Origin of the sequence: Pedobacter cryophilus (assembly GCF_005116455.1) — a bacterium.
Lineage (GTDB): Bacteria > Bacteroidota > Bacteroidia > Sphingobacteriales > Sphingobacteriaceae > Pseudopedobacter > Pseudopedobacter cryophilum.
In genome coordinates this window covers 784,704-804,404 of record NZ_SWBP01000002.1, presented here as the reverse complement: position 1 = coordinate 804,404, position 19,701 = coordinate 784,704, and the positions used below count along the sequence as shown (strand labels likewise).

18 protein-coding genes are annotated in these 19,701 nt (G+C 33.5%); 1 reads left to right on the top strand and 17 read right to left on the bottom strand.

All coding sequences use genetic code 11. The features are described from left to right. Positions 1–443: 443 nt before the first annotated feature. The 4 genes from FA046_RS08690 to FA046_RS17610 form a co-directional block, all read right to left on the bottom strand. Complete coding sequence (locus FA046_RS08690) at positions 444–2,366, bottom strand: heavy metal translocating P-type ATPase (RefSeq protein ID WP_136825987.1); 1,923 nt, start codon at positions 2,364–2,366, stop codon at positions 444–446. Positions 2,367–2,378: 12 nt separating this feature from the next. Continuing rightward, positions 2,379–3,551 (bottom strand): efflux RND transporter periplasmic adaptor subunit, encoded by a 1,173-nt coding sequence (locus FA046_RS08685; protein WP_136825986.1) that lies wholly within the window; start codon positions 3,549–3,551, stop codon positions 2,379–2,381. 15 nt (positions 3,552–3,566) lie between these two features. Next, complete coding sequence (locus tag FA046_RS08680) at positions 3,567–7,925, bottom strand: CusA/CzcA family heavy metal efflux RND transporter (RefSeq protein ID WP_136825985.1); 4,359 nt, start codon at positions 7,923–7,925, stop codon at positions 3,567–3,569. Positions 7,926–7,990: 65 nt separating this feature from the next. Next, complete coding sequence (locus tag FA046_RS17610) at positions 7,991–8,299, bottom strand: DUF6660 family protein (protein WP_394347366.1); 309 nt, start codon at positions 8,297–8,299, stop codon at positions 7,991–7,993. Positions 8,300–8,432: 133 nt separating this feature from the next. On the opposite strand from FA046_RS17610, the gene FA046_RS08675 reads away from it, so the two are divergent. Next, positions 8,433–9,035 (top strand): methyltransferase family protein, encoded by a 603-nt coding sequence (locus tag FA046_RS08675; RefSeq protein WP_136825984.1) that lies wholly within the window; start codon positions 8,433–8,435, stop codon positions 9,033–9,035. 135 nt (positions 9,036–9,170) lie between these two features. Here FA046_RS08675 and FA046_RS08670 read toward each other — a convergent pair whose 3' ends face one another. The 13 genes from FA046_RS08670 to FA046_RS17385 all read right to left on the bottom strand — a co-directional run bounded on the left by FA046_RS08670 (position 9,171) and on the right by FA046_RS17385 (position 19,543). Further along, on the bottom strand, positions 9,171–9,695 hold the full coding sequence (locus tag FA046_RS08670) for a hypothetical protein (RefSeq protein WP_136825983.1): 525 nt from the start codon (positions 9,693–9,695) through the stop codon (positions 9,171–9,173). 95 nt (positions 9,696–9,790) lie between these two features. After that, entirely contained in the window at positions 9,791–10,576 is a 786-nt protein-coding gene (locus tag FA046_RS08665) for a hypothetical protein (RefSeq protein WP_136825982.1), read from the bottom strand. Positions 10,577–10,582: 6 nt separating this feature from the next. After that, positions 10,583–11,104: a DUF4138 domain-containing protein gene (locus tag FA046_RS08660; RefSeq protein WP_136825981.1), complete on the bottom strand. Its 522-nt coding sequence runs from the start codon at positions 11,102–11,104 to the stop codon at positions 10,583–10,585. Positions 11,105–11,115: 11 nt separating this feature from the next. After that, a complete protein-coding gene (gene traM / locus FA046_RS08655) occupies positions 11,116–12,243 on the bottom strand; it encodes a conjugative transposon protein TraM (protein WP_136825980.1) in 1,128 nt (375 codons plus the stop codon). A 217-nt stretch (positions 12,244–12,460) separates the two neighbouring features. Then, positions 12,461–13,072: a conjugative transposon protein TraK gene (traK, locus tag FA046_RS08650; RefSeq protein ID WP_136825979.1), complete on the bottom strand. Its 612-nt coding sequence runs from the start codon at positions 13,070–13,072 to the stop codon at positions 12,461–12,463. Positions 13,073–13,091: 19 nt separating this feature from the next. Continuing rightward, the gene (traJ, locus tag FA046_RS08645) at positions 13,092–14,303 is read right to left on the bottom strand and encodes a conjugative transposon protein TraJ (RefSeq protein ID WP_136825978.1); all 1,212 of its coding nucleotides are present in this window, start codon (positions 14,301–14,303) and stop codon (positions 13,092–13,094) included. 2 nt (positions 14,304–14,305) lie between these two features. Further along, positions 14,306–14,932: a TerB family tellurite resistance protein gene (locus tag FA046_RS08640; RefSeq protein WP_136825977.1), complete on the bottom strand. Its 627-nt coding sequence runs from the start codon at positions 14,930–14,932 to the stop codon at positions 14,306–14,308. 5 nt (positions 14,933–14,937) lie between these two features. After that, on the bottom strand, positions 14,938–15,564 hold the full coding sequence (locus FA046_RS08635; RefSeq protein WP_136825976.1) for a hypothetical protein: 627 nt from the start codon (positions 15,562–15,564) through the stop codon (positions 14,938–14,940). 1 nt (position 15,565) lies between these two features. Then, positions 15,566–16,258, bottom strand: coding sequence for a conjugal transfer protein TraI (locus FA046_RS08630; RefSeq protein WP_169303336.1), 693 nt, complete (start codon positions 16,256–16,258; stop codon positions 15,566–15,568). Further along, a complete protein-coding gene (locus FA046_RS08625) occupies positions 16,255–18,720 on the bottom strand; it encodes a TraG family conjugative transposon ATPase (RefSeq protein WP_136825975.1) in 2,466 nt (821 codons plus the stop codon). Before FA046_RS08625 ends, FA046_RS08630 begins: the two co-directional genes overlap by 4 nt. Next, positions 18,704–19,048 carry a DUF4133 domain-containing protein gene (locus tag FA046_RS08620; RefSeq protein WP_136825974.1) on the bottom strand — a complete coding sequence of 115 codons (345 nt, stop codon included), beginning with the start codon at positions 19,046–19,048 and terminating at the stop codon, positions 18,704–18,706. The genes FA046_RS08625 and FA046_RS08620 overlap by 17 nt, the downstream gene beginning before the upstream one ends. A 2-nt stretch (positions 19,049–19,050) precedes the next feature. Beyond that, complete coding sequence (locus FA046_RS08615) at positions 19,051–19,386, bottom strand: DUF4134 domain-containing protein (RefSeq protein WP_136825973.1); 336 nt, start codon at positions 19,384–19,386, stop codon at positions 19,051–19,053. Then, positions 19,376–19,543 (bottom strand): hypothetical protein, encoded by a 168-nt coding sequence (locus tag FA046_RS17385; RefSeq protein ID WP_205943622.1) that lies wholly within the window; start codon positions 19,541–19,543, stop codon positions 19,376–19,378. The genes FA046_RS08615 and FA046_RS17385 overlap by 11 nt, the downstream gene beginning before the upstream one ends. Between the last annotated feature and the right edge of the window lie 158 nt (positions 19,544–19,701).

Sequence of the window (19,701 nt, the reverse complement as noted above, 5' to 3'; positions counted from 1 at the left end):
GGGGTTTTCTAATTTAGTTGTTTCTATAAGTGTTTTAAGCAAATACTTGAATGCCATTTATGTGTAAGGAATTACACATAAGGACGCAGTATTAAAGAAATGAAAATATCGTTCTATTTACATGAGAGTTGATCTAACAATTAATCGGAATTTTTACTGACGTTTTTAAAGCTTATCATATTATCAAAAATGGTTGCTCTCTTCCCACGAAGAGATGAATTCTTTTATTGTTTTAATTTAGGAATTTCTTCTAGCTATTCTAACGCCAACTTGCGCCCTCAACAGTTAAATTATTTTATACTACTTTACTTATAAAAGCACATTTGAGCATTAATTAATTTTAAACTTAAATTTATAATCATGAAACGTATAACGTTTATCTCCATAAGTTCTAAAAAAAAGTGATAAGTGTTAATTTTTAGCACTTATCACTTTTTTTAAAATTAAATTTTCATTTTCTGAATCCTTACAGCATTTAAAATAGCCAATAAAGCCACACCAACATCAGCTATTACAGCTTCCCATAAAGTAGCTATGCCACCTGCACCTAATCCTAAAACGATGACTTTAACTGTCATAGCTAAAATGATGTTTTGCCAAACGATGTTTCTAGTTAGTTTACCAATTTTAATAGCAGCTACAATTTTAGAAGGTTGGTCATTTTGAATAACAATATCTGCTGTTTCAATAGTCGCATCACTACCTAAACCGCCCATAGCAATTCCTGCATCTGCTAAGGCAACTACAGGAGCATCATTTACACCATCACCTATAAATGCAATTTGTCTACCCAAATCTTTTAGGGCTTGAACTTTTTCGACTTTATGTTCCGGTAATAAATCACCAAAAGCTTTATCAATACTTAGAAATTTAGCTACACTATTTACTACACTTTGCTTATCGCCACTAAGCATTACGGTTTCAATATTCAATTGATGTAAATCTTCAATCGCTTGTTTTGCATCTTCTTTAATCTCATCGGCAATAGTGATATAACCAGCATAAACTTTATCAATTGCAACCACTACAATAGTTTCTACAATATTATCAATAGCATTATCATAACTGATATTGAACTTTTTGAGTAGTTTGGTATTTCCAGCTAAAACTTCTTTTCCATCTATTATACCTTTTAAACCATGTCCTGCAATTTCTTCAACATCTTTAATAGTAACACCGTCTAATACAGGTCCAGCAAATTCAGTAACAGCTAAAGCAATTGGATGAGTAGATTTACTCTCTATTGCAGCGGTTAATTTTATGAAATCCTTCTCATTATAATTGTTGGTTTTTACTTCTTGAACTTTAAAAACACCTTTAGTTAAAGTCCCAGTTTTATCCATAACCACAGTATTGATTTTAGTCATCACATCTAAAAAGTTCCCACCTTTAAACAGAATACCGTTTTTGGATGCTAGACCTATACCGCCAAAATAACCAAGCGGGATAGAAACCACGAGCGCACAAGGACAACTAATTACCAAAAAGACCAATGATCTATATAACCAATTATTAAAATCATAATCGTTTACAAAAAAGTAAGGTAGTACAACCAATAAAACAGCCAATGCAAAAACTATAGGCGTGTAAACCTTAGCAAAACGAGATATAAATAATTGGGTTTGAGATTTTCGAGCGGTAGCATCCTGTACCATTTCTAAAATCTTGCTTAGCTTACTGTCTTTAAATTCTGAAAGAACTTTAATCTCTGCGACTGATTGCAGATTTATCATACCTGCAAATACATTTTCTCCTTTTGACTTATTATCTGGCTTACTTTCACCTGTAAGTGCAGCAGTGTTAAAAGTTGCTTTTTCAGATAACAATACACCATCTAATGCAACTTTCTCACCAGCTTTAACTTGAATAATCTCGCCAATTTTAACATCAGATGGTTTTACTGTTTCTATCTTTTCGTTTCTTATGACATCAACCGTGTCTGGTCGTATATCCAATAAAGCTTTGATACTTGATTTAGCTTTATTAACTGCCGAATCTTGAAACCATTCTCCGATAGAATAAAAAACCATAACGGCTACTCCTTCGCTAAAAGAACCAATGGCAAAGGCACCAATAGTGGCTACACTCATTAAAAAGAACTCGTTAAAAAAGTCTAATCGAATAGCTTTACGCCAAGCTAAGTTCAGCACATTATAACCTGCTAAAAGATAAGCAGTGATATAAATGATGAGTGATATAATTAGCGTAAAACTTATAGAAAAGCCAAATTCTAAAACCTGCATAACCACCAAAATGAGTAAGGCAGTTAATAATGGCCAATGACTTAACCATGTTTCATTCTCGGTTGAACCGTGATTATGACCATCATCTTCGTGATGATGGTCTATATTTTTATTTTCAATCATAATATTAGTTTTTTAATGTTCTTCTCCTTCTTCACTATTTTTGATTTTGCTTAATAGATCATAAGCGCCATTCAATACAATTCTCTCTTTTGTTAAATCTATTTTGTTTACCGCACTCACTTGTGTAAAACCAAGTTCAGTAACACCCACAATTATTTCAATCATTTCAAAATGTCTCAGTTCCTTATTTTTTTCTGAACCTTCAATAAAAATATACTTGCTGCCTTCAAACTCTACAATTGCCTTTTCTGGTAATGCTGCTACATCTTGACTCCCATTTTCAACCAAAGCTTGCAGATACATTCCGGGTAAAAGTTGCCCATCTTCTTCATCTAAGTGGCAATGGATATTTACAGTTCTTTCCTTGCTTATTTCTCTACCAATCAAATAAACAGTTGCCATTCTTTCTTTATTTTCATTCGCTAGGGTAAACCTTACCTTTTGCCCAATTTTTAATTGAGGGACATCTTTTTCAAAAACAGTTAGCTCGGCATGTAAATGCTCTGTATCTGCTATTTCAAACAAAATATCAGAAGGGGAAGCAGTTGCGCCTATATTTGTATTTACTTCAGTAACATATCCATTAATCGGAGAATAAAGTGTAAGCGTACTCTGAATATTTCCTTTTTCTAAAGAGATAATATTCACATTCATTAGCTTAAGCTTAACTTTTAGACCTCTAACCCTAGCTAACATACTTTGATATTCGCTCTTAGCTTTTTGTACCGTTTTTTTAGCGTTTACATTGTCGGCTGATAATTCTTGCTGTCTTTCATATTCTAACTTTAAATACTCTAATGAGCTGCTAAAGTCTAGGTAATCTTGTTGAATTTGAACAAAATCAGGATGTTGCAAGACTACCACAGCTTGTCCCTTTCTTACTTTCATACCTTGAAGCATTTCTGTACTTTTTACAATGCCCTCAAAGGGAGTGGAGATTGAAACGAGACTTTGAGGAGGTAAATCAAGCATCCCATTTACTTTAATGGTACCACTTAACGCTTTCATTTCAATGCTACCCAATTCTATTTGTGCAGTTTTAAATTGTTCAGGCGTAAGCACTGCTTCATTACCATGATTGTTTTCTACTGGCACTATTTCCTCCTTTTTTTCAGATGCTTGATTGCAACTTTGAATGATCAATGCAATAACTAACGTGATTAATAATTTATATATCGATTTCATATTTCTAATTTTTGATTATTGGTTTCCGTTTAAGAATGCCAATGTGTTAATAGATTGATTCAGCTTTAAAATTGCCGTTAAATAATTTTCACGAATACTATTGACCTTTTTTAGATTAAGCAAGTACTCTGCATAACTCATATCTCCACCTTGATAAGCCAATTGACTATTTTTTAAAATCAAAGTTGCATTTGGCAAAGCCGATATTTGAAAATATTCAAGGGTTTCTTTGTTTTTTGAGTATTCTCTTATTGCTTGCTGATAAGCACCCATCAATTTGTTTTCATAAAGTTTAGCATTGGCTTCACTAATTTGCTGAGTAATGCCAGCAGCTTTAATTTTTGATTTGTAGGAGCCATAAAATAAAGGAATGGCTAATCCTAATTGAACACCTTGAAACCTTTTAGAACCACCAAAATAAACTTCTTGTCCATTAATATTTTGATTACCAATTAATGATTGATTAAAATAGCCTAAAGTAATATCTGGTAAGCTTTTAGCTGATAATACTTCTTGTTCTTTTTGTGCAATTTCAATCTCTTGTTGAATTGACTTCAAACTAGCGTTCTGATTTGAAGCACTACTGTCTATCGAAAATTCGATAGGATTAACTTTTAAATCAATATCTGTTAAAACAAGTTGTTGATCTACTCCTGTTAATATTTGTAATTGAGAAGTGTAAATTGCAATATCAGCTTCATTTTGTTTCAACTGATTTTTTACTTCAAACAATTCATTTTCAGCAGTTGCTTTCTCTAATAAGCTACTTTCTCCAGTTTTATAACGTAAACTAGCAGAATTTAAAAAGCCTTGATAAATACTATCCTGCTGTAATAGTAGCTTGGCTTTACTCATTAAATATTGCAAATTAGTGTAGGTTTGAACCACCTCATAAACTAGTTCACTTTTTGCTTTTTCTGTTCTCAATTGAGCTCCCTTAATTTGAGCATCAGCTAAAATTGAATTAGCAGCAAATACTGTAGGAAAAGGAATGGTTTGAGAGATACCAATATTATTATCGTTTTTAATAATACTATTAGTTTGTCCATAAAGTAATGAAACATCAGTTTTAGGAATTTCTGTAGCTCCTTTCTTTAAAGCTTTTTGAAAATTAATTTCTAAACTACTGGAAACTATTTGCTGATTGTTTTGCAAAGCGAGTTGTTTAGCATCAGCTAATGAAATGGTTTTTACCTGAGCGTTTGCAGATCCTCCAAATAGAAAGAATAAAATCAAAACACTAATTACAGGCTTAACTTTTTTAATTTTGATTCTCTCAAACCAAATGTATAAAGTAGGTAAAACCAAAAGTGTTAGTAAGGTTGCGCTTAGCAAACCGCCAATTACAACAGTAGCTAAAGGCTTTTGAACTTCAGCTCCGCTACCATTTGATAATGCCATAGGTAAAAAACCTAAAGAGGCAACTAAAGCAGTCATAATTACAGGTCTCAATCTGATAGCTGTACCTGTTTTTATTATTTCTATAATATCTGTCATTCCTTCTTTTTTAAGTCTATTAAATTCACTTATCAATACAATTCCATTTAAAACAGCTACTCCAAACAAAGCGATAAAGCCAACACCTGCTGAAATACTGAAAGGCATTCCACGAAGCCATAAAGCTAAAATGCCGCCAATAGCTGATAGCGGAATAGCCGTGAAAATGAGCAATGCATGTTTCACTGATGAGAAGGTTAAATAAAGTAAAAAGAAAATAAGCAATAATGCTATGGGTACAGCAATGCTTAAACGAGCATTTGCAGCTTGTAAGTTTTCAAAAGTACCTCCATAAGTAGGGTAATAACCAGCTTCAAAATTTACATTGCTTTCTATTTTAGCTTGAATTTCTTTAACGATGCTTTCTACATCACGTCCTCTGATATTAAAGCCTACAATAATTCTTCGTTTAGCATCATCTCTTTGTATTTGGTTTGGACCTTGCTCAAAAGCAATATCAGCTAATTGGGTTAAAGGGACTTGATTTCCATTTGGCGCAGTGATAAAAAGATTCTTAATATCATCTAATGATTGTCTATTTTCTTTCTCTAATCTAACAACCATATCAAACCTTTTCTCACCTTCAAAAACTAAGCCCGCTACTTCACCTGCAAAACCACTTCTTATTGCAGTGTTTACATCCTCTACATTTAAACCAAATTGAGCAATCTTATCTCTATTAAATTTGATAACCACTTGTGGTAACCCAGAAACCTGTTCAACATAAACATCTTGAGCTCCTTCAATTTGGTTAGCAATGCGTCCAATTTGTTTAGCGTATTTGCTTAGTTTATTCAAATCCTCTCCGTAAACTTTAACTACTACATCTTGTCTGGCGCCTGTCATCAGCTCATTAAATCTCATTTGTATAGGCTGTTGAAAACCGTAGGAAACACCAGGGATATTTTTCTCTAAAACTTCTTGCATTTTTTCAGCAAGTTCATCCCTAGTTGATGCACTTGTCCACTCGCCCTTATCTTTTAAAATAATCATCAAATCGCATGCTTCAACAGGCATTGGGTCGGTTGGGATTTCGCTAGAACCAATCTTTCCTATCACTTCTTTAACTTCTGGAAAATTAGCTTTTAGCACTTTTGCAGATTTTGTTGCCGCATCAATGGTTTGAGATAAACTACTTCCTGTTAATACTCTGGTTTCTACAGCAAAATCGCCTTCTTCCAATGTTGGAATAAATTCCGATCCTAAAAAGCTAAATATTACCAAGCTGATTAATAATAAACCTACGGCAATAGCAACAATCACTACTCTCGCTTTTAATGCAAAATTGAGTGCTGGCGTATAGATTCTTTGAAAAAAGCCAATAATTTTATCTGAAATATTTTTACGATGATTAATTGTTTTACTCAAAAAGAGAGCACTCATCATTGGTACATAGGTCAATGAAAGAATAAAAGCACCTAAAATGGCAAAACTCACCGTTTGAGCCATTGGTTTAAACATCTTACCTTCAACTCCAACTAAGGCTAAAATAGGTAAGTAAACAATCAAAATAATAATTTCTCCGAATGCTGCACTATTTCTGATTTTTGATGATGATTGGTAAACTTCTTCATCCATCTGTGATTGAGAAAGGGTGTTTTGATTTTTCCGTAATCCCAAATGATGTAATGTAGCTTCAACAATAATAACTGCCCCATCCACAATCAAACCAAAGTCTATTGCGCCTAAACTCATTAAGTTTCCGCTAACACCAAATAGATTCATTAAAGAAATAGCGAATAGCATGGCTAAAGGAATCACAGATGCGACTATTAAGCCAGCTCTTAAATTTCCAAGCAGTAAAACCAAAACAAAAATTACAATTAAAGCTCCTTCTGCTAAGTTTTTAGTAACTGTACTTATGGCATTATTAACCAATTTGGTTCTATCAAGAAAGGGCTCAATTACTACCCCTTTGGGTAGTGTTTTCTCTATTTGAAGCATTCTTTCTTTAACATTCTCAATAACTTTTGAAGAATTGGCTCCCTTTAACATCATCACTATAGCACCAACTACTTCTCCTTCGTCATTTCTTGTCATTGCACCATATCTGGTAGCAGCACCAATTCTTACTTCTGCAACATTTCCTATTAAAACAGGAATGCTATTTTCATTGGTTTTGACAACGATGTTTTCAATATCCTTGATGCTTTTAATTAAGCCTTCACTTCTTATAAAATAGGCGTTAGGTTTTTTGTCGATATATGAACCTCCAGTATTTTGGTTGTTCTTTTCAAGAGCAGTAAAAACATCATTGATACTGATGTTCATACTTTTTAACTTATCAGGATTGATAGCAATTTCATACTGTTTCAGATAACCTCCAAAACTGCTTACATCAGCAACTCCTTCAACACCCAATAACTGTCGTCGTACAATCCAATCTTGGATGGTTCTTAATTCTGTAGCATTGTATTTATTTTCGAAGCCTTTTTTGGTGTGGATAACATACTGATAAATTTCTCCTAAACCTGTTGTTAAAGGCGCTAATTCAGGCTTACCCATTCCTTTAGGAATAGATTCTGTAGCTTGATTTAATCTTTCATTAACTTGTTGCCTTGCCCAATATATTTCTACATCCTCTTTAAATACAACAGTTACAACAGATAAACCAAAGCGACTAAAAGAGCGAATCTCTTCAATACCAGGAATAGTAGACATGGTTTGCTCTACAGGATAGGTCACAAAGCGTTCAATATCTTCGGCTCCATTACTAGGAGAAGATGTTATAATTTGAACTTGATTATTGGTAATATCTGGTACTGCGTCTATGGGTAATTGTTTAACTGAATAAGCTCCCCAGCCTATCAGAATTAATACCATCAAGCAAATAATCAACTTATTCTTGATAGAAAATTGAATGATTTTATTTAACATAAAATTAAAGTATAGTAAAACACAGATGCGTAAACGCATCAAAAATATTCTTAGAAAGTTTTGTGTTAACTATATTTTGGAGGAAGGTAAAGTGGGATTTTATTTGTGAAGTAATATTTTTCTAAATAGATAGATTTAGAATTTGGAGTTTTAGATAGTTTGAAATCAACTAGATGTTCAATTGGCTTGGTAAATCCAACACAGCATGAACATGAACAAAATGGAGAACATAAATCAAAGTCAGTTTGTGGATGATCTTGACTAGATGTTTTTTCAATTTTGACTTGATCTTGTGAAAAATCCTTTTTATCAGCACAAGAAATACTTGACAGCATCAAAAAGTAGGACATTAAAAGAATTGATAGAATTTTCACGCATTAAATGTAGTGATTTTTTTTGAAAATTATATTTGGAAAATTGAAGTAAATGAAACTGGGGAAACGCAATAATACTTATAAGACCCCAACTGAAGCTTATTAAGTAAGAACTAATTATTAATTTTAGAACATGGACGATTTAATCAAGATAATACTACCTCTATATTTTATTATTTATTTTGGGATTGCATTTGTACTTAAAACACTTATAGTAGCTAAAAGAATTGGAAAAAATCCTCTTGTTTTGCCTAATGATGATAGTGCTTACGGTCTTATTGGATTTTATTTTAAATTGACATTAATTGCAATGTTCATTTATGTTTTTGCTTATGCTTTATTTCCAATTTTGCATAAATATTTTTTAGTTATTCCATCTATTGATTACCAAATTGTAAAGTATGTAGGCTTTATATGTCTAGCATTTTCACTCGTTTGGACAATTATTGCGCAAAGTCACATGAAAGATTCTTGGCGTATTGGAATAGATAATGAAATAAAAACAGACTTAGTAAAATCGGGTGTTTTTAGTTTTTCTAGAAATCCAATATTTCTTGGAATGATTTTAAGTTTAGTTGGACTTTTTTTAGTTACTCCAAACGCATTGACCTTAATATTTATGATTTTAGGTTATGTCTTAATTCAAATTCAAATCAGACTTGAGGAAGAATTCTTAACCAAAGAACTCGGTAAAGAATATATTGACTATAAAGAAAAAGTAAGACAATTGATTTGAATAGTAAGTTTAAAATATTAAACTTTTTTCTAAATAAGATATTTAAAGGCATATTCAATCTATAAACTACTATATCTTCAAAGTTAGTTTTATGAAGAAAATTATTAAGATACTGTCTATCATGCAATAATAATACTAAAACCTAAATGACCATTCAGTTTTATTTCGAATAAATTTTACTTTCTTAATAACTTTTTCAACATTTACACCAATCCCTGAAACCGCATAAAACGGAGTTTTCCTCTTCAACAAACTACTATACTCAACCAATGCAGATTTCCCATCATCATCCATTTTAACATTCAAAATCTCCATTATAAATTCTTCTGCCACTTTCACTCGCTGAATATTATTCTTTTTATCCTCAGTTGTTTGTGGAATTAAATATGGTTTTGCTTTATCGGTAAAAGTAATAATGGGTTTGCCGACATCAGCCAGTTTTTGGGTATGGGCAATATTTACATAACCTTCTTTTTCTAAGTCAGATTTAAAAAGTTTTGTAGCATCTACTGGGTCAGCAACGTAAATGTCAGTTTCAATAGTTTTGGGATAGTCCTTTTGTTCTTGAAGCAATTTCAAGGCGGTTTCTTTGTCTAAATCTTTAGAACTACAAGCAGTAAATAAAGTGATTGAAATGAATAGATAACATAGATTTTTCATGATTTGAATGTTTTGGTTAGCTGTAAATATTTAACGACTATAAATTATGTTTCATATTAAAGCGAATAAAAAAAGCCCTTTCGGGCTTTCCTTTATTATACACTTAACTTTTTCTTTCTACCTGTGGTCTTTTTAGGTTCTTCAGTTTCTGCATTTGTTTCCGTTTGCTTAGTGCTTTTCTCCTTTTTATCGGTTTCATTTTGGTTATTTCCCGATTCTATTTGCTGCCTTTTAACAGTGTGCATTTTATGGTCGTAAACATTGATGTTTTTATATTGTGGAACAGCTTCAATAAAATATTTACCCTCTTTTCCGTCTTTGTTAATGACTACTTGTTGCACATTTCCCTTTTCTAAAGAACTTAATAAGTGCTTCTTTTGTTCAGGATCATTTAGCTCTTTGATAGGATATTTTGATAAAGTCTTCTCCAAATCATAACCATATTTTTCGCTAAACTGTTGCAGCTTATAACCACCTTTTTCATCAGGGGAATTAAAATCGACTTTTATCCAAGCTTTATATTTCTCTCCATTTTTATTGGCGAGTTCTTTATGAACAGAACGACCTTCTAATAAATTAAAAGCTTCTTTGGCTGTAATTCCGTTTGATTTATTGATGTAAAAAGCTTGTTCTTTACTCAATTCCAGTTTACCATTTTCTAAAAAAGCATCATACTTATTGAAGAAATACATATCTGTATTGTCCGACTTTTTAAAGTACAGCGTATAATTCATTTTACTATTAAAATGTGGGATTTCACAATTCAGTTTGAAATCTTTTTTTTGTGATTTGATGCTCTTTTCAAGTTCATCATTCATTCTTTCGCCAAATCCAAAATACTTTAAATTCGACTTTAAATAATCTAAATTTTGTGTGTTCATGGTTATTTATTTTTGATTAAAAATTGAAGAAATTGCTTTTGCTTTTAAAATGTGCTTTTGCTTCACCTTGAGGTAAAGATGTCGGCTGCCACTTTTTTCATAAACCTCTATAAAAAGCGCACTGGTTTTAGATATGGGGAATTGTTTTAAAACAAATACCTCATTTAAACTCGCACCTGCTTTTAAAGCATTATTCTGATTAACTGATGATACAATTGGATAAAGTTCCTGCTCTTGCGTGACGGTTCTTTTACTGGTTTTTAAATCTCGAACATAGAACCTGATAAAGTCTATTTGATAGTTGAGATTTGAACGATTAGCGATTTGGAGTTTAAAAAATAAGCTATCGCCTACAATTAAAACTTTACTTAGCTGGCCGTTTACTTTTCCATTAGCATCGCTTTGTATTTGACTCAAATGGGTGTTTGCTATTTTCTGAATCAGATGATCTACTTTAAGACTATCGTTTGCATAAAGTACCTTAATACTCCACAAAAAGCCTATGGCAATTAATTTTAATGTTCTCATTTTATATGGTTTTATTGGTTATTATCTCTTAATAAAAGCTGATATCCAGCTTTTAACTGTACTCTTATCTGCTTTACTTTTTTCCTAAAAAGTCCTTTTGCTGCTTGAACACCTGCACTGGCGGCTTGTGCTCCTATGGATGGATCCATCGTCATAATCTGAAGGTTTTGTAAAGCATCGTCAACACCTTCTTTTGATGCGTCCCTACTTATTGCTCCGGGAATAAACAAGCCTTCTAATCCATCTAAATCATATGCTGATAATGAAACTGGGAGTATGGAATTTTTATAGCGCAATGTTTTAAGGTTGATTTCTAACCTTTCATTATTTACATGTGCCAAACCGTAAATCATTTGATTTTTAGGAATGAGTGTACCATTGATAATAATGGAATCTAATAGCCTTAATTTGACAACTGAACCTGAAACGACCTCTTGCGTTTGATGAATTACCGCCTTTATGGTATTAGTATTTGGGTCGAGTAAATCAGGTTTGAGACTTTGTGCTAATTGATAAATCTGACTATTCTTGCCGTTTAGTGTATGCACTGTTAAAGCTCCTGGATTATCTTTCCGTTGATTTTCCATTCGTTCTTGTGTTCTTCCGGGATGCTGTATATCCATAATTTTTTCTAAAATGCCATTGAGCTGTTGCATTTCGGGATCATCACCTTTGTTATCCATATTTTTCATTAAGGATTCTAAACGATTGACATCTTTATCCATTCCTCCAGTAGTTTTTGGCCGAACTGATTTTGATGGACTAAATTGCGGTTGATTTTCGGGCTGATTTAAAGCAGAGGTAAGCTGAGCCAACTTTTGTTGAATTTCGTTGTCTGCTGCATCGTTTTGATTTTCAAAAGGAATATTTTGAAAATCGGTGTCTGATAATTCTTTACTTCGCTGTGTTTGAGCAAACGACTCATAAATGCTCAGCTTGTCTTGTTTCTGCGTATCATCAAATTTGGCATTTGGCAAATTGGTGTTGAAACCTTTTTGAATGGAATCAGTAGGTTTTACATTTCCTTTTCCTCCGCCTAAAGCCCAAAAAGCCATGGTGGTAAATGGAAGAATTAACAAGGGTAAAAAGAGTAAAAGTCTTTTTCTTTTTTGCGTTTCCGCGGATGACTGTGTTTTCATGTTAAATTAAATTGAGGTTAAATAATTGCTTTTAAAATGAGGTATGTGCAAACTGAGCTAAAGATTAGGCAGATTGCAGCCAGAAACATTTTATTCTGATTGGAACTGAACTCTGAGAATTTTCGGTTTAAACGATCAGCTAACTGTCTTTTAAATTTTGTGATATGCCGTTTAATTCCAGAGTTCCAATGTTGCTTTTGATTAGCTTTCATAAAGATTATGGTTTACTTAAATTTTGATTACTGATGATTTTCCATTTTTCTATCAGAAAACCATGGGAGTTATTATCCGAACGGCTGACGTTTCTTAAATATCCTTCTGTAATTAGGCTTCTGGTAGCGGTTGATGATGATCTGATTAATTGCTGAGTTGCAAAACATCGGAAATAATAGGGGGTTTGCTCTAAATCTATTTGGATGCTATCTATGCTGATTTTCTGACTGATATTCGCTGAAATCAGATTGGTATAATATCCTTCTTCTTTCAAATTATCGTATTGATTTTTAGCCGATTCATCTGCTAGGTACAAAGCTTTGCTGATATTGGATTGAATCACTTTATCATCAGGATCTAGCGAAAAGAAATATTGATGAAATGTTGCGATATGATCTTTTGCTTCTACTTTGACATTGTCTTTTCTAGTTGCAGAAAATGCTTCTAATGCTTTACCGTTTGACAGAATGTAAATTCTGTCATTGGCTACATCAATGGCTTGATAGCTTTTGAAAAGCACCAATCCAGTAATGATTAAACATACCAATATTAAAATCACGCTAAACAATTTGATATGCCTAAAAGCGGTGTCTATATTTTTTAATTGCTGAAACATATTTTAAAATTTTAAGGGTTTATTTACCTGATAACTTATCTTTTTGATAACTAGAAGATTGGTCTCCTTTATCTTTAAAGTAATCGGAATTGACGCCATTTCTCGACATACTTTGAGAGACCTTTTGCCACTGATTTCCTAAAGCATCTGCTGCCATCCCTAAACCTGCGCCTGCCGTTGAAGCTGCTGAATTAGAAGAGCGACCTGCAATGTTTGTGACTTTATTCAAAAGAGCATTTCCACCACCAGCATGAACAATGTAACTGGCTACACCTGGGACAGTAAAATATCCGATAATGCCAATCAGCATGAAAATGAGGTATGCGGTATCAGTTGGGCTAAAAAAAGTATCACCCGAACTTTGCACTTGAGAAATATCTAATTGCAACATATTCTCTTGAATTTTCCCAAGAATAGCACTGAAAATATTTGCTACTGGTAGCCAAAGAAAAACATTGATATATCTGGCTAGCCAAACCGTGAGTGTATGTTGAAAACCATCAAAAACTGCAAAGCCAAAAACCAATGGGCCTAGAATGGCTAGAACGATTAAATAGAAAGTCCGAATGGTATTGATACACAATGCAGCAGCTTCATATAGCACCTGTAAAACTTCGCTCATCCATTGTTTAATGGTATTTCTGAAATTATATGATTGCTTATCCATCCAAAATTTCATATCATTTGTCAATCCATCTAAAACACCTTCTTCTACACCGGTATCGCCACTTGGATGGGTATATTTATACCACTGCTCACGATCACCATTACCATCATCGCCCACATAAATTTGCCATGATTTGGAATTCTTAGCCGCCTCTTCTTTCTTTTTCAATAAAACCGCAATAGCTTTATTGGAATCTGTAACCATTCCATTTGTTGCCAATACAATAGGATTTAATATTCCGTTAAGGATGGCTATTACCGAAGGAAAAAGTATAATGGTTATGCCAATGGCGAATGGTCGGAGTAGTGGATAGAAATCTATGGATTCTGCCGCTGCAATATGTCGCCACACTCGTGAAGCGATATACCACAAAGCTGCAAAACCTGCAATTCCACGGGCAACATCAATGAGTTTGCTACATAAAGGAATCATTTCTTGGTAAACATGATCCAGTACTTTCTGCAACCCTTGCGCACTTCCAGAAATGCCTTGTGCAAAAGATATCTGGGGCAAAACCATCCCTGTAACCACCAAAATGATGGTTAAAAACTTAATTTTTTTCATAGCTATTTATTTAATTGATAAAGATTTTGGAGTTGCTTCATTTCATCTTTTTCTCGATTTCTTTGTTGCATCAAAACATACGTTTTGCGGTTAAAAGACTTTAAAAATTGGAGTTTATCCGTCGTATCTTCATAAATACGGTCGATGATTTTTAATCTCTCGTCATCGCCCATACGGAGTTTAGTGGCAGTAATGATTGTTGTCAAATCATCAATATTTTGCAAACTTTGATGGAATAAACCCTTATAAACTTGTTCCAGATATTGAAGCTCATTTTTATTAAAAACTTGACTGCTGTTAAACCGGTTAAAAGCTTGCTGATATTCTTTAACTATATCTTTTTGATAGCTGATAATATCTGCCACTCGCTTATAATTTTTGATTGCAGGATTTACCGCAATTAATCTGCTTAGAAAAGCATCGTGTAAACTGAAATTACCTTCCGTTATTTGCTTCACAGAATTATAGCCCTTGCTCACTATTTGATAGCCTTTCTTCATATCTGATAAGATGCTTTTCAATTGCGTTAATTTCTCTACATTGAGTAATAGTTGTTGTATTTCATTGGATTGTGCTTGGCTAGTGAGATTGAAGCCAAATATTAGCAATACTGTCCATAAATATTTCATATCCTTTAATTTGAGGGGTTCAACATGAGTTCAGACCATTTAATTTCCTGTTTTTCCTTTTCTTTTTGATTTTGAAGGAGGATAATTCCTGAAATAAATGTTTTAGTGAATTGATATTTAGAAACCATGCTTTGATATAATTCATTAATTCTTTGAATGCGTTGGTTATCTTGCATTTCCAAATGATCAGGTTTAAGAATGGCAGATAGACTTTCCAAATCTTGATTGGATTCTTCCAAAACTTTCTTTTTAACACTATTGATATAATCAATTTCTGCTGTTGATAAACGAGAATACATAAGTGTTTTAAATGAATTGTAAATCCCTTTTTCAAGATTAACAATTGCTGCAATTTGAGGGTTATTGGCTACCGCTGGGTTTATGCTTTTTAAAGAATTGAAAAAATCTTGATGTAAATCAAATTCTCCATTCTTCAAATCTTTGATTGTTTTTAAACCGCCTCCAACTATTTCATATCCCTTTTGCAAGAAGTTTCCATAGCTTTTCAATGCAATCAGTTGTTTCAACAAATATTCCTTTTGCGTTTTCTTTTGTCTGAATATTTCGTCCCAAGTTTGTGCTTTAAGCTTCATGGTGAAGCAGCAAAGCATCATGATAATTAAACTTTTCATATTAATTAGGTAAATCAATTCCGTAAAGATTCTGGACACTTCTTATCTCTTGTTGGTTTTTTGAGCGTTGCAGACTCAGCAATATATTTTGGCTATTGAACTTTTTCAAATCAGCATAGTTTTGGTCAATCCGATCAGCTGCTTCATTGATCAATTCCAGCCTTTGCGCATCAGTCATTTGTGTTTTAAAAGAATTAATAATCAATAATAATTGGTCGATGTTTTTAGCACTCTCTTTCAAAACACCAGCATATACATTGTAAATGTATTCTAGTTCTTTCGGTGTAAAATGAGTATCTTTTTGAGTCATTGACCAAGCATTCCGATATTCCTCGACTAAAAAAACCTGCTTTTTAGTAATGTCTTTTATGCGCTGGTAATAAGAAATTGCAGCTTTTACTTTCCATAAATCTGTATAGTATTTACTGTACAACTCCCGCTGCTTTTCAGACCAGTTTGAGATCTCATTCAGCTTTAATTTGGAGAGTTGATTCTCCATTACCTTTTGGGCATTTTGTAGCCAAATAGTTTCGTTCTGCATCCGCTGTATCTTGAGATCGACTGCCTTGATGACTTTTTTTACGCCTGCTTTAATTACTTCTAAAACTGCAACTTGAGCATTAGCCTGTTGCGAAGGCATAGATACCATCAGCACAATCATGCTGGCTGGCATTAAAAACATAAATTTTTTCATGAATCTTTATTTTTTTTGTGAACGATTGCACTTATTCCTTTTTGGATACTACCATACTTTTTGGTGTATTCCTGCACTTTTAGCTTCTCTCTTTCTTCGGTAGTATAAGTCAGATATTCTTCTGGACTCACTTCTGTTCGGTAAACTTTACTGACTTGCCCGCCTAAACTGATAAACACTTCCTTGTATTTCCGATTGGGATCGTTGGCTTTATTCACAGAGAGAATCTGTACTTTCTCCTTTTCCGTGAGTCCTAAAAGATTTTGGATGTCATCAAACTTGTTTTGATACTTTGATTGATCCAGCAAGATTTTACAGTCCGAGTTATTAATAATGGTTTCTTTTACTATTGGAGAACTGATGATGTCTTCCACCTCCTGCGTAACCACAATTGCTTCCCCATAAAATTTGCGAACGGTTTTAAAGAGATATTTGATGTATTCTGCCATTCCTTCTTTGGCAATTGCTTTCCAGGCTTCTTCAATCAATATCATTTTACGGATACCTCTCAACTTTCTCATTTTACTGATAAAAGTTTCCATAATAATCAGCGTGACTACTGGGAAAAGAATAGGATGATCTTTGATATTATCCAATTCAAAAACAATAAACCTTTGTTTTAATAAATCCAGATTTTCTGTGGCATTGAGTAGAAAACCAAACTCTCCATTTTTGTAAAATGGCTTTAAAACATAAAGAAGGTTATCTAAATCGAAATACTTGTCTTTGAGCTTTTCATTTTTTAGCTCTGTAGCAAAATCATTTTTGAGGTAATCATAAAAAGAATTGAAACAAGGGAAAATAGATTTATCTCGATTCAACTTTTCGTAATAACCTTGTAAAGAGTTGGATAATGCCACATATTCCGGGCGTTCCAGTACTTCATCCTGCTTTTTCCAAAGTGCTAAAATCAAACTTTTAAGACTTTCCTTTTTCTCTGTATCTAAAACCGCTCCGTCACTCAAGTAAAAGGGATTGAAACTGATAGGTTTTTCCTCTTCATAAGTGAAATAATAGCCATTCACCATTTCGCATAAACCTTTATAGCTATGCCCCACATCCACCAATAAAACATGTGTGCCTTGGTCGTAATAACTCCTAACCATGTGGTTAGTGAAAAAGGATTTACCCGATCCAGAAGGACCGAGAATAAACTTATTTCGATTGGTGCAAATTCCTTTAGCAATGGGTTCATCAGATATATCCACCAACACGGGTTTTCCTGTTAATCGGTCCCCCAGACGTAAACCAAACTGGCTTTCGGCGACTTTATAATTGCTTTCAAGATTTAAAAAGCAAGAAGCTTGTTCAGTAAACGTATCAAAAGAATCATTCATTGGAAATTGTGCCTCATTGCCAGGTAAACCCGCCCACCAAATTTGGGCTGCACCATCAGTTTCTAATTTCGGGGTTGCATCCAATTGAGCGAGTGCTGCCGAAACCTGAGTTTTGATTGATTTTAAATTTTCTCTATCGCTATCCCAGGTTATTACATTGAAATGCGCTTTTACAGGTTGCCTTTGTTGAGAAATAGCCTCGTTTAAAAAATCCTGTGTGGCATTTCTACTGATAAGGTTCTCTCTGGAATAAGCTGAAAGCGATTGTAACCTCAATCTTTTAGATTCTAGCTTTTTTAAAGTTTTAGCTCCATCTCCAATAAAAATATATTGGTTAAAAATGTGGTTGCAGTTTAGCAGTAAACCCAAAGGAGAAGCAAAACCAATACTGAATTTGGTTTTATCTGTACTGTATTTATCATAATTGATTCTTGAAGCACAGAAAGCGGGAAGATTTTCAGCATCAGACAAACTGAATAACTGGCAATAATTATCACCAATTTTTAGCTCATCTTTTAAATGAATGTCCTTAACCAGTTTTTCACTGGGCTTGGAAAGAAAAGTGTATTGCTCTAAAAGGCCTGAACCTTGTTTTGTTCCTGTTAGCTCATTATTAGTCAATCGCTTTAATTCAACAAAGCCACTGTCTTCCAAAATCCTTTCAAACTGATTGGCTTTATCATAAAAATCATTGATAAAGCTGGCTTTCAAAGTTTGAACTGGAATAGGTGATTTATAAAACAAACCAGAAGTAGCAGAACTAACACTTTTCCCATTCGCTGATTTTTTGGTTAAGAACACATAGCATTGATGTTTTAGAAACCCTCTTTTATCAAAGAATTGATTACTTGCCTCGGATAAGAAACTTCCATCTTTATTGGTCATTCCAGAAAATGAAGATTTTGTAAACCAGTCTTGTTTATGGAAACAACTATGTTTAGGCAATACTCGAATGGCTTTCACCCAGCTTTGATGAAAAGCTTCATAATTCTCGTTTGAAAGACTGAAAATCTCTGGTAAAGAAACCTCAAAAGCAACGGTCAAATCTCCTGTACGAGAAATGATAGTATCATTCTCTACTTTATAAATAGGAAATATTTTTTTCAAATCAATTGGATTTGACATTACAAACCTCCTTTCTAGTGAGCTGAATAAATAACTGCCTTGAACTTGATTTTAAGAATGTTGGAATTTTCCTTTTAGCCAAAAACTTTAATAAACCATGTTCACCATATTGATGACTTAAGCGGAAGGTCAGTAAGAATAATGCAGAACCTAGAATTCCAGCGATCATTAAGCAGATCAATAGATGAACTCCCAACATATACATAATGGCAAACAGCAGTAATAACACCACTAAGCCAATCCCTAAATACATGATGTATTGGGCTTTCAAGCCTTTAAACTCAATGGGTTTATTAATGCCCTTGTTTATTTGATATACTGTTGCCATAATTATATCCCGAAAAATGATTGTAAAACAGTAGCCACAATGACCAAGAAAACACAACTGGCAAACCATGCAGATGCTACTTTAGAAGTGTCTTCATCTCCTGCGTTCCATTTCTGGAAGACCTTAATAGCGCCTACTAAACCCACAATAGAGCCTATCGCATACATTAAATTGGTTCCGGTAATAAAGTAGCTTCTGACTTTATTGGTTGCTTCGGTAATTCCGGCATTACCATCTTGTGCCATTACTGCAAAGCTGATTATAATAAGAGTTGAGCAAAGCAAAATGGTCTTAGTCACCTTTGTTCTATTAAAGTTTCTTCTAATTCTAATCTTCATCTGTAGTGTGGGTTAAAGGGTGAACACTTTCTGAATCTTCTTCATTCACGCTGAATTGTAATTCATCAGCATTGACAGCGCTAAAAGAGTCTTCTTCTTTAGCTGCTCCCATAATTGAATCGGATGAATGATTTTCAGAATCTTCTGTGGATGACATTTGCTTGCCATTGATGAATGCGAACAAATCTTTACCATACAACCAAAGCAGGACACTGAGGTAATAAATTGTAGTGATACCTAATAAAGCAATTAGGTACGCTTGCCATGAAATTGATGTAAACATAATCCTTCATTTTACACATAGCGATATTGCTA

Excerpts from the sequence above, each read along its gene's own strand:
- FA046_RS08690 (WP_136825987.1), bottom strand. The coding sequence starts at position 2,366 with ATGATTGAAAATAAAAATATAGACCATCATCACGAAGATGATGGTCAT.
- FA046_RS08685 (WP_136825986.1), bottom strand. The coding sequence starts at position 3,551 with ATGAAATCGATATATAAATTATTAATCACGTTAGTTATTGCATTGATC.
- FA046_RS08680 (WP_136825985.1), bottom strand. The coding sequence starts at position 7,925 with ATGTTAAATAAAATCATTCAATTTTCTATCAAGAATAAGTTGATTATT.
- FA046_RS08675 (WP_136825984.1), top strand. The coding sequence starts at position 8,433 with ATGGACGATTTAATCAAGATAATACTACCTCTATATTTTATTATTTAT.
- FA046_RS08670 (WP_136825983.1), bottom strand. The coding sequence starts at position 9,695 with ATGAAAAATCTATGTTATCTATTCATTTCAATCACTTTATTTACTGCT.
- FA046_RS08665 (WP_136825982.1), bottom strand. The coding sequence starts at position 10,576 with ATGAACACACAAAATTTAGATTATTTAAAGTCGAATTTAAAGTATTTT.
- FA046_RS08660 (WP_136825981.1), bottom strand. The coding sequence starts at position 11,104 with ATGAGAACATTAAAATTAATTGCCATAGGCTTTTTGTGGAGTATTAAG.
- traM (WP_136825980.1), bottom strand. The coding sequence starts at position 12,243 with ATGAAAACACAGTCATCCGCGGAAACGCAAAAAAGAAAAAGACTTTTA.
- traK (WP_136825979.1), bottom strand. The coding sequence starts at position 13,072 with ATGTTTCAGCAATTAAAAAATATAGACACCGCTTTTAGGCATATCAAA.
- traJ (WP_136825978.1), bottom strand. The coding sequence starts at position 14,303 with ATGAAAAAAATTAAGTTTTTAACCATCATTTTGGTGGTTACAGGGATG.
- FA046_RS08640 (WP_136825977.1), bottom strand. The coding sequence starts at position 14,932 with ATGAAATATTTATGGACAGTATTGCTAATATTTGGCTTCAATCTCACT.
- FA046_RS08635 (WP_136825976.1), bottom strand. The coding sequence starts at position 15,564 with ATGAAAAGTTTAATTATCATGATGCTTTGCTGCTTCACCATGAAGCTT.
- FA046_RS08630 (WP_169303336.1), bottom strand. The coding sequence starts at position 16,258 with ATGAAAAAATTTATGTTTTTAATGCCAGCCAGCATGATTGTGCTGATG.
- FA046_RS08625 (WP_136825975.1), bottom strand. The coding sequence starts at position 18,720 with ATGTCAAATCCAATTGATTTGAAAAAAATATTTCCTATTTATAAAGTA.
- FA046_RS08620 (WP_136825974.1), bottom strand. The coding sequence starts at position 19,048 with ATGGCAACAGTATATCAAATAAACAAGGGCATTAATAAACCCATTGAG.
- FA046_RS08615 (WP_136825973.1), bottom strand. The coding sequence starts at position 19,386 with ATGAAGATTAGAATTAGAAGAAACTTTAATAGAACAAAGGTGACTAAG.
- FA046_RS17385 (WP_205943622.1), bottom strand. The coding sequence starts at position 19,543 with ATGTCATCCACAGAAGATTCTGAAAATCATTCATCCGATTCAATTATG.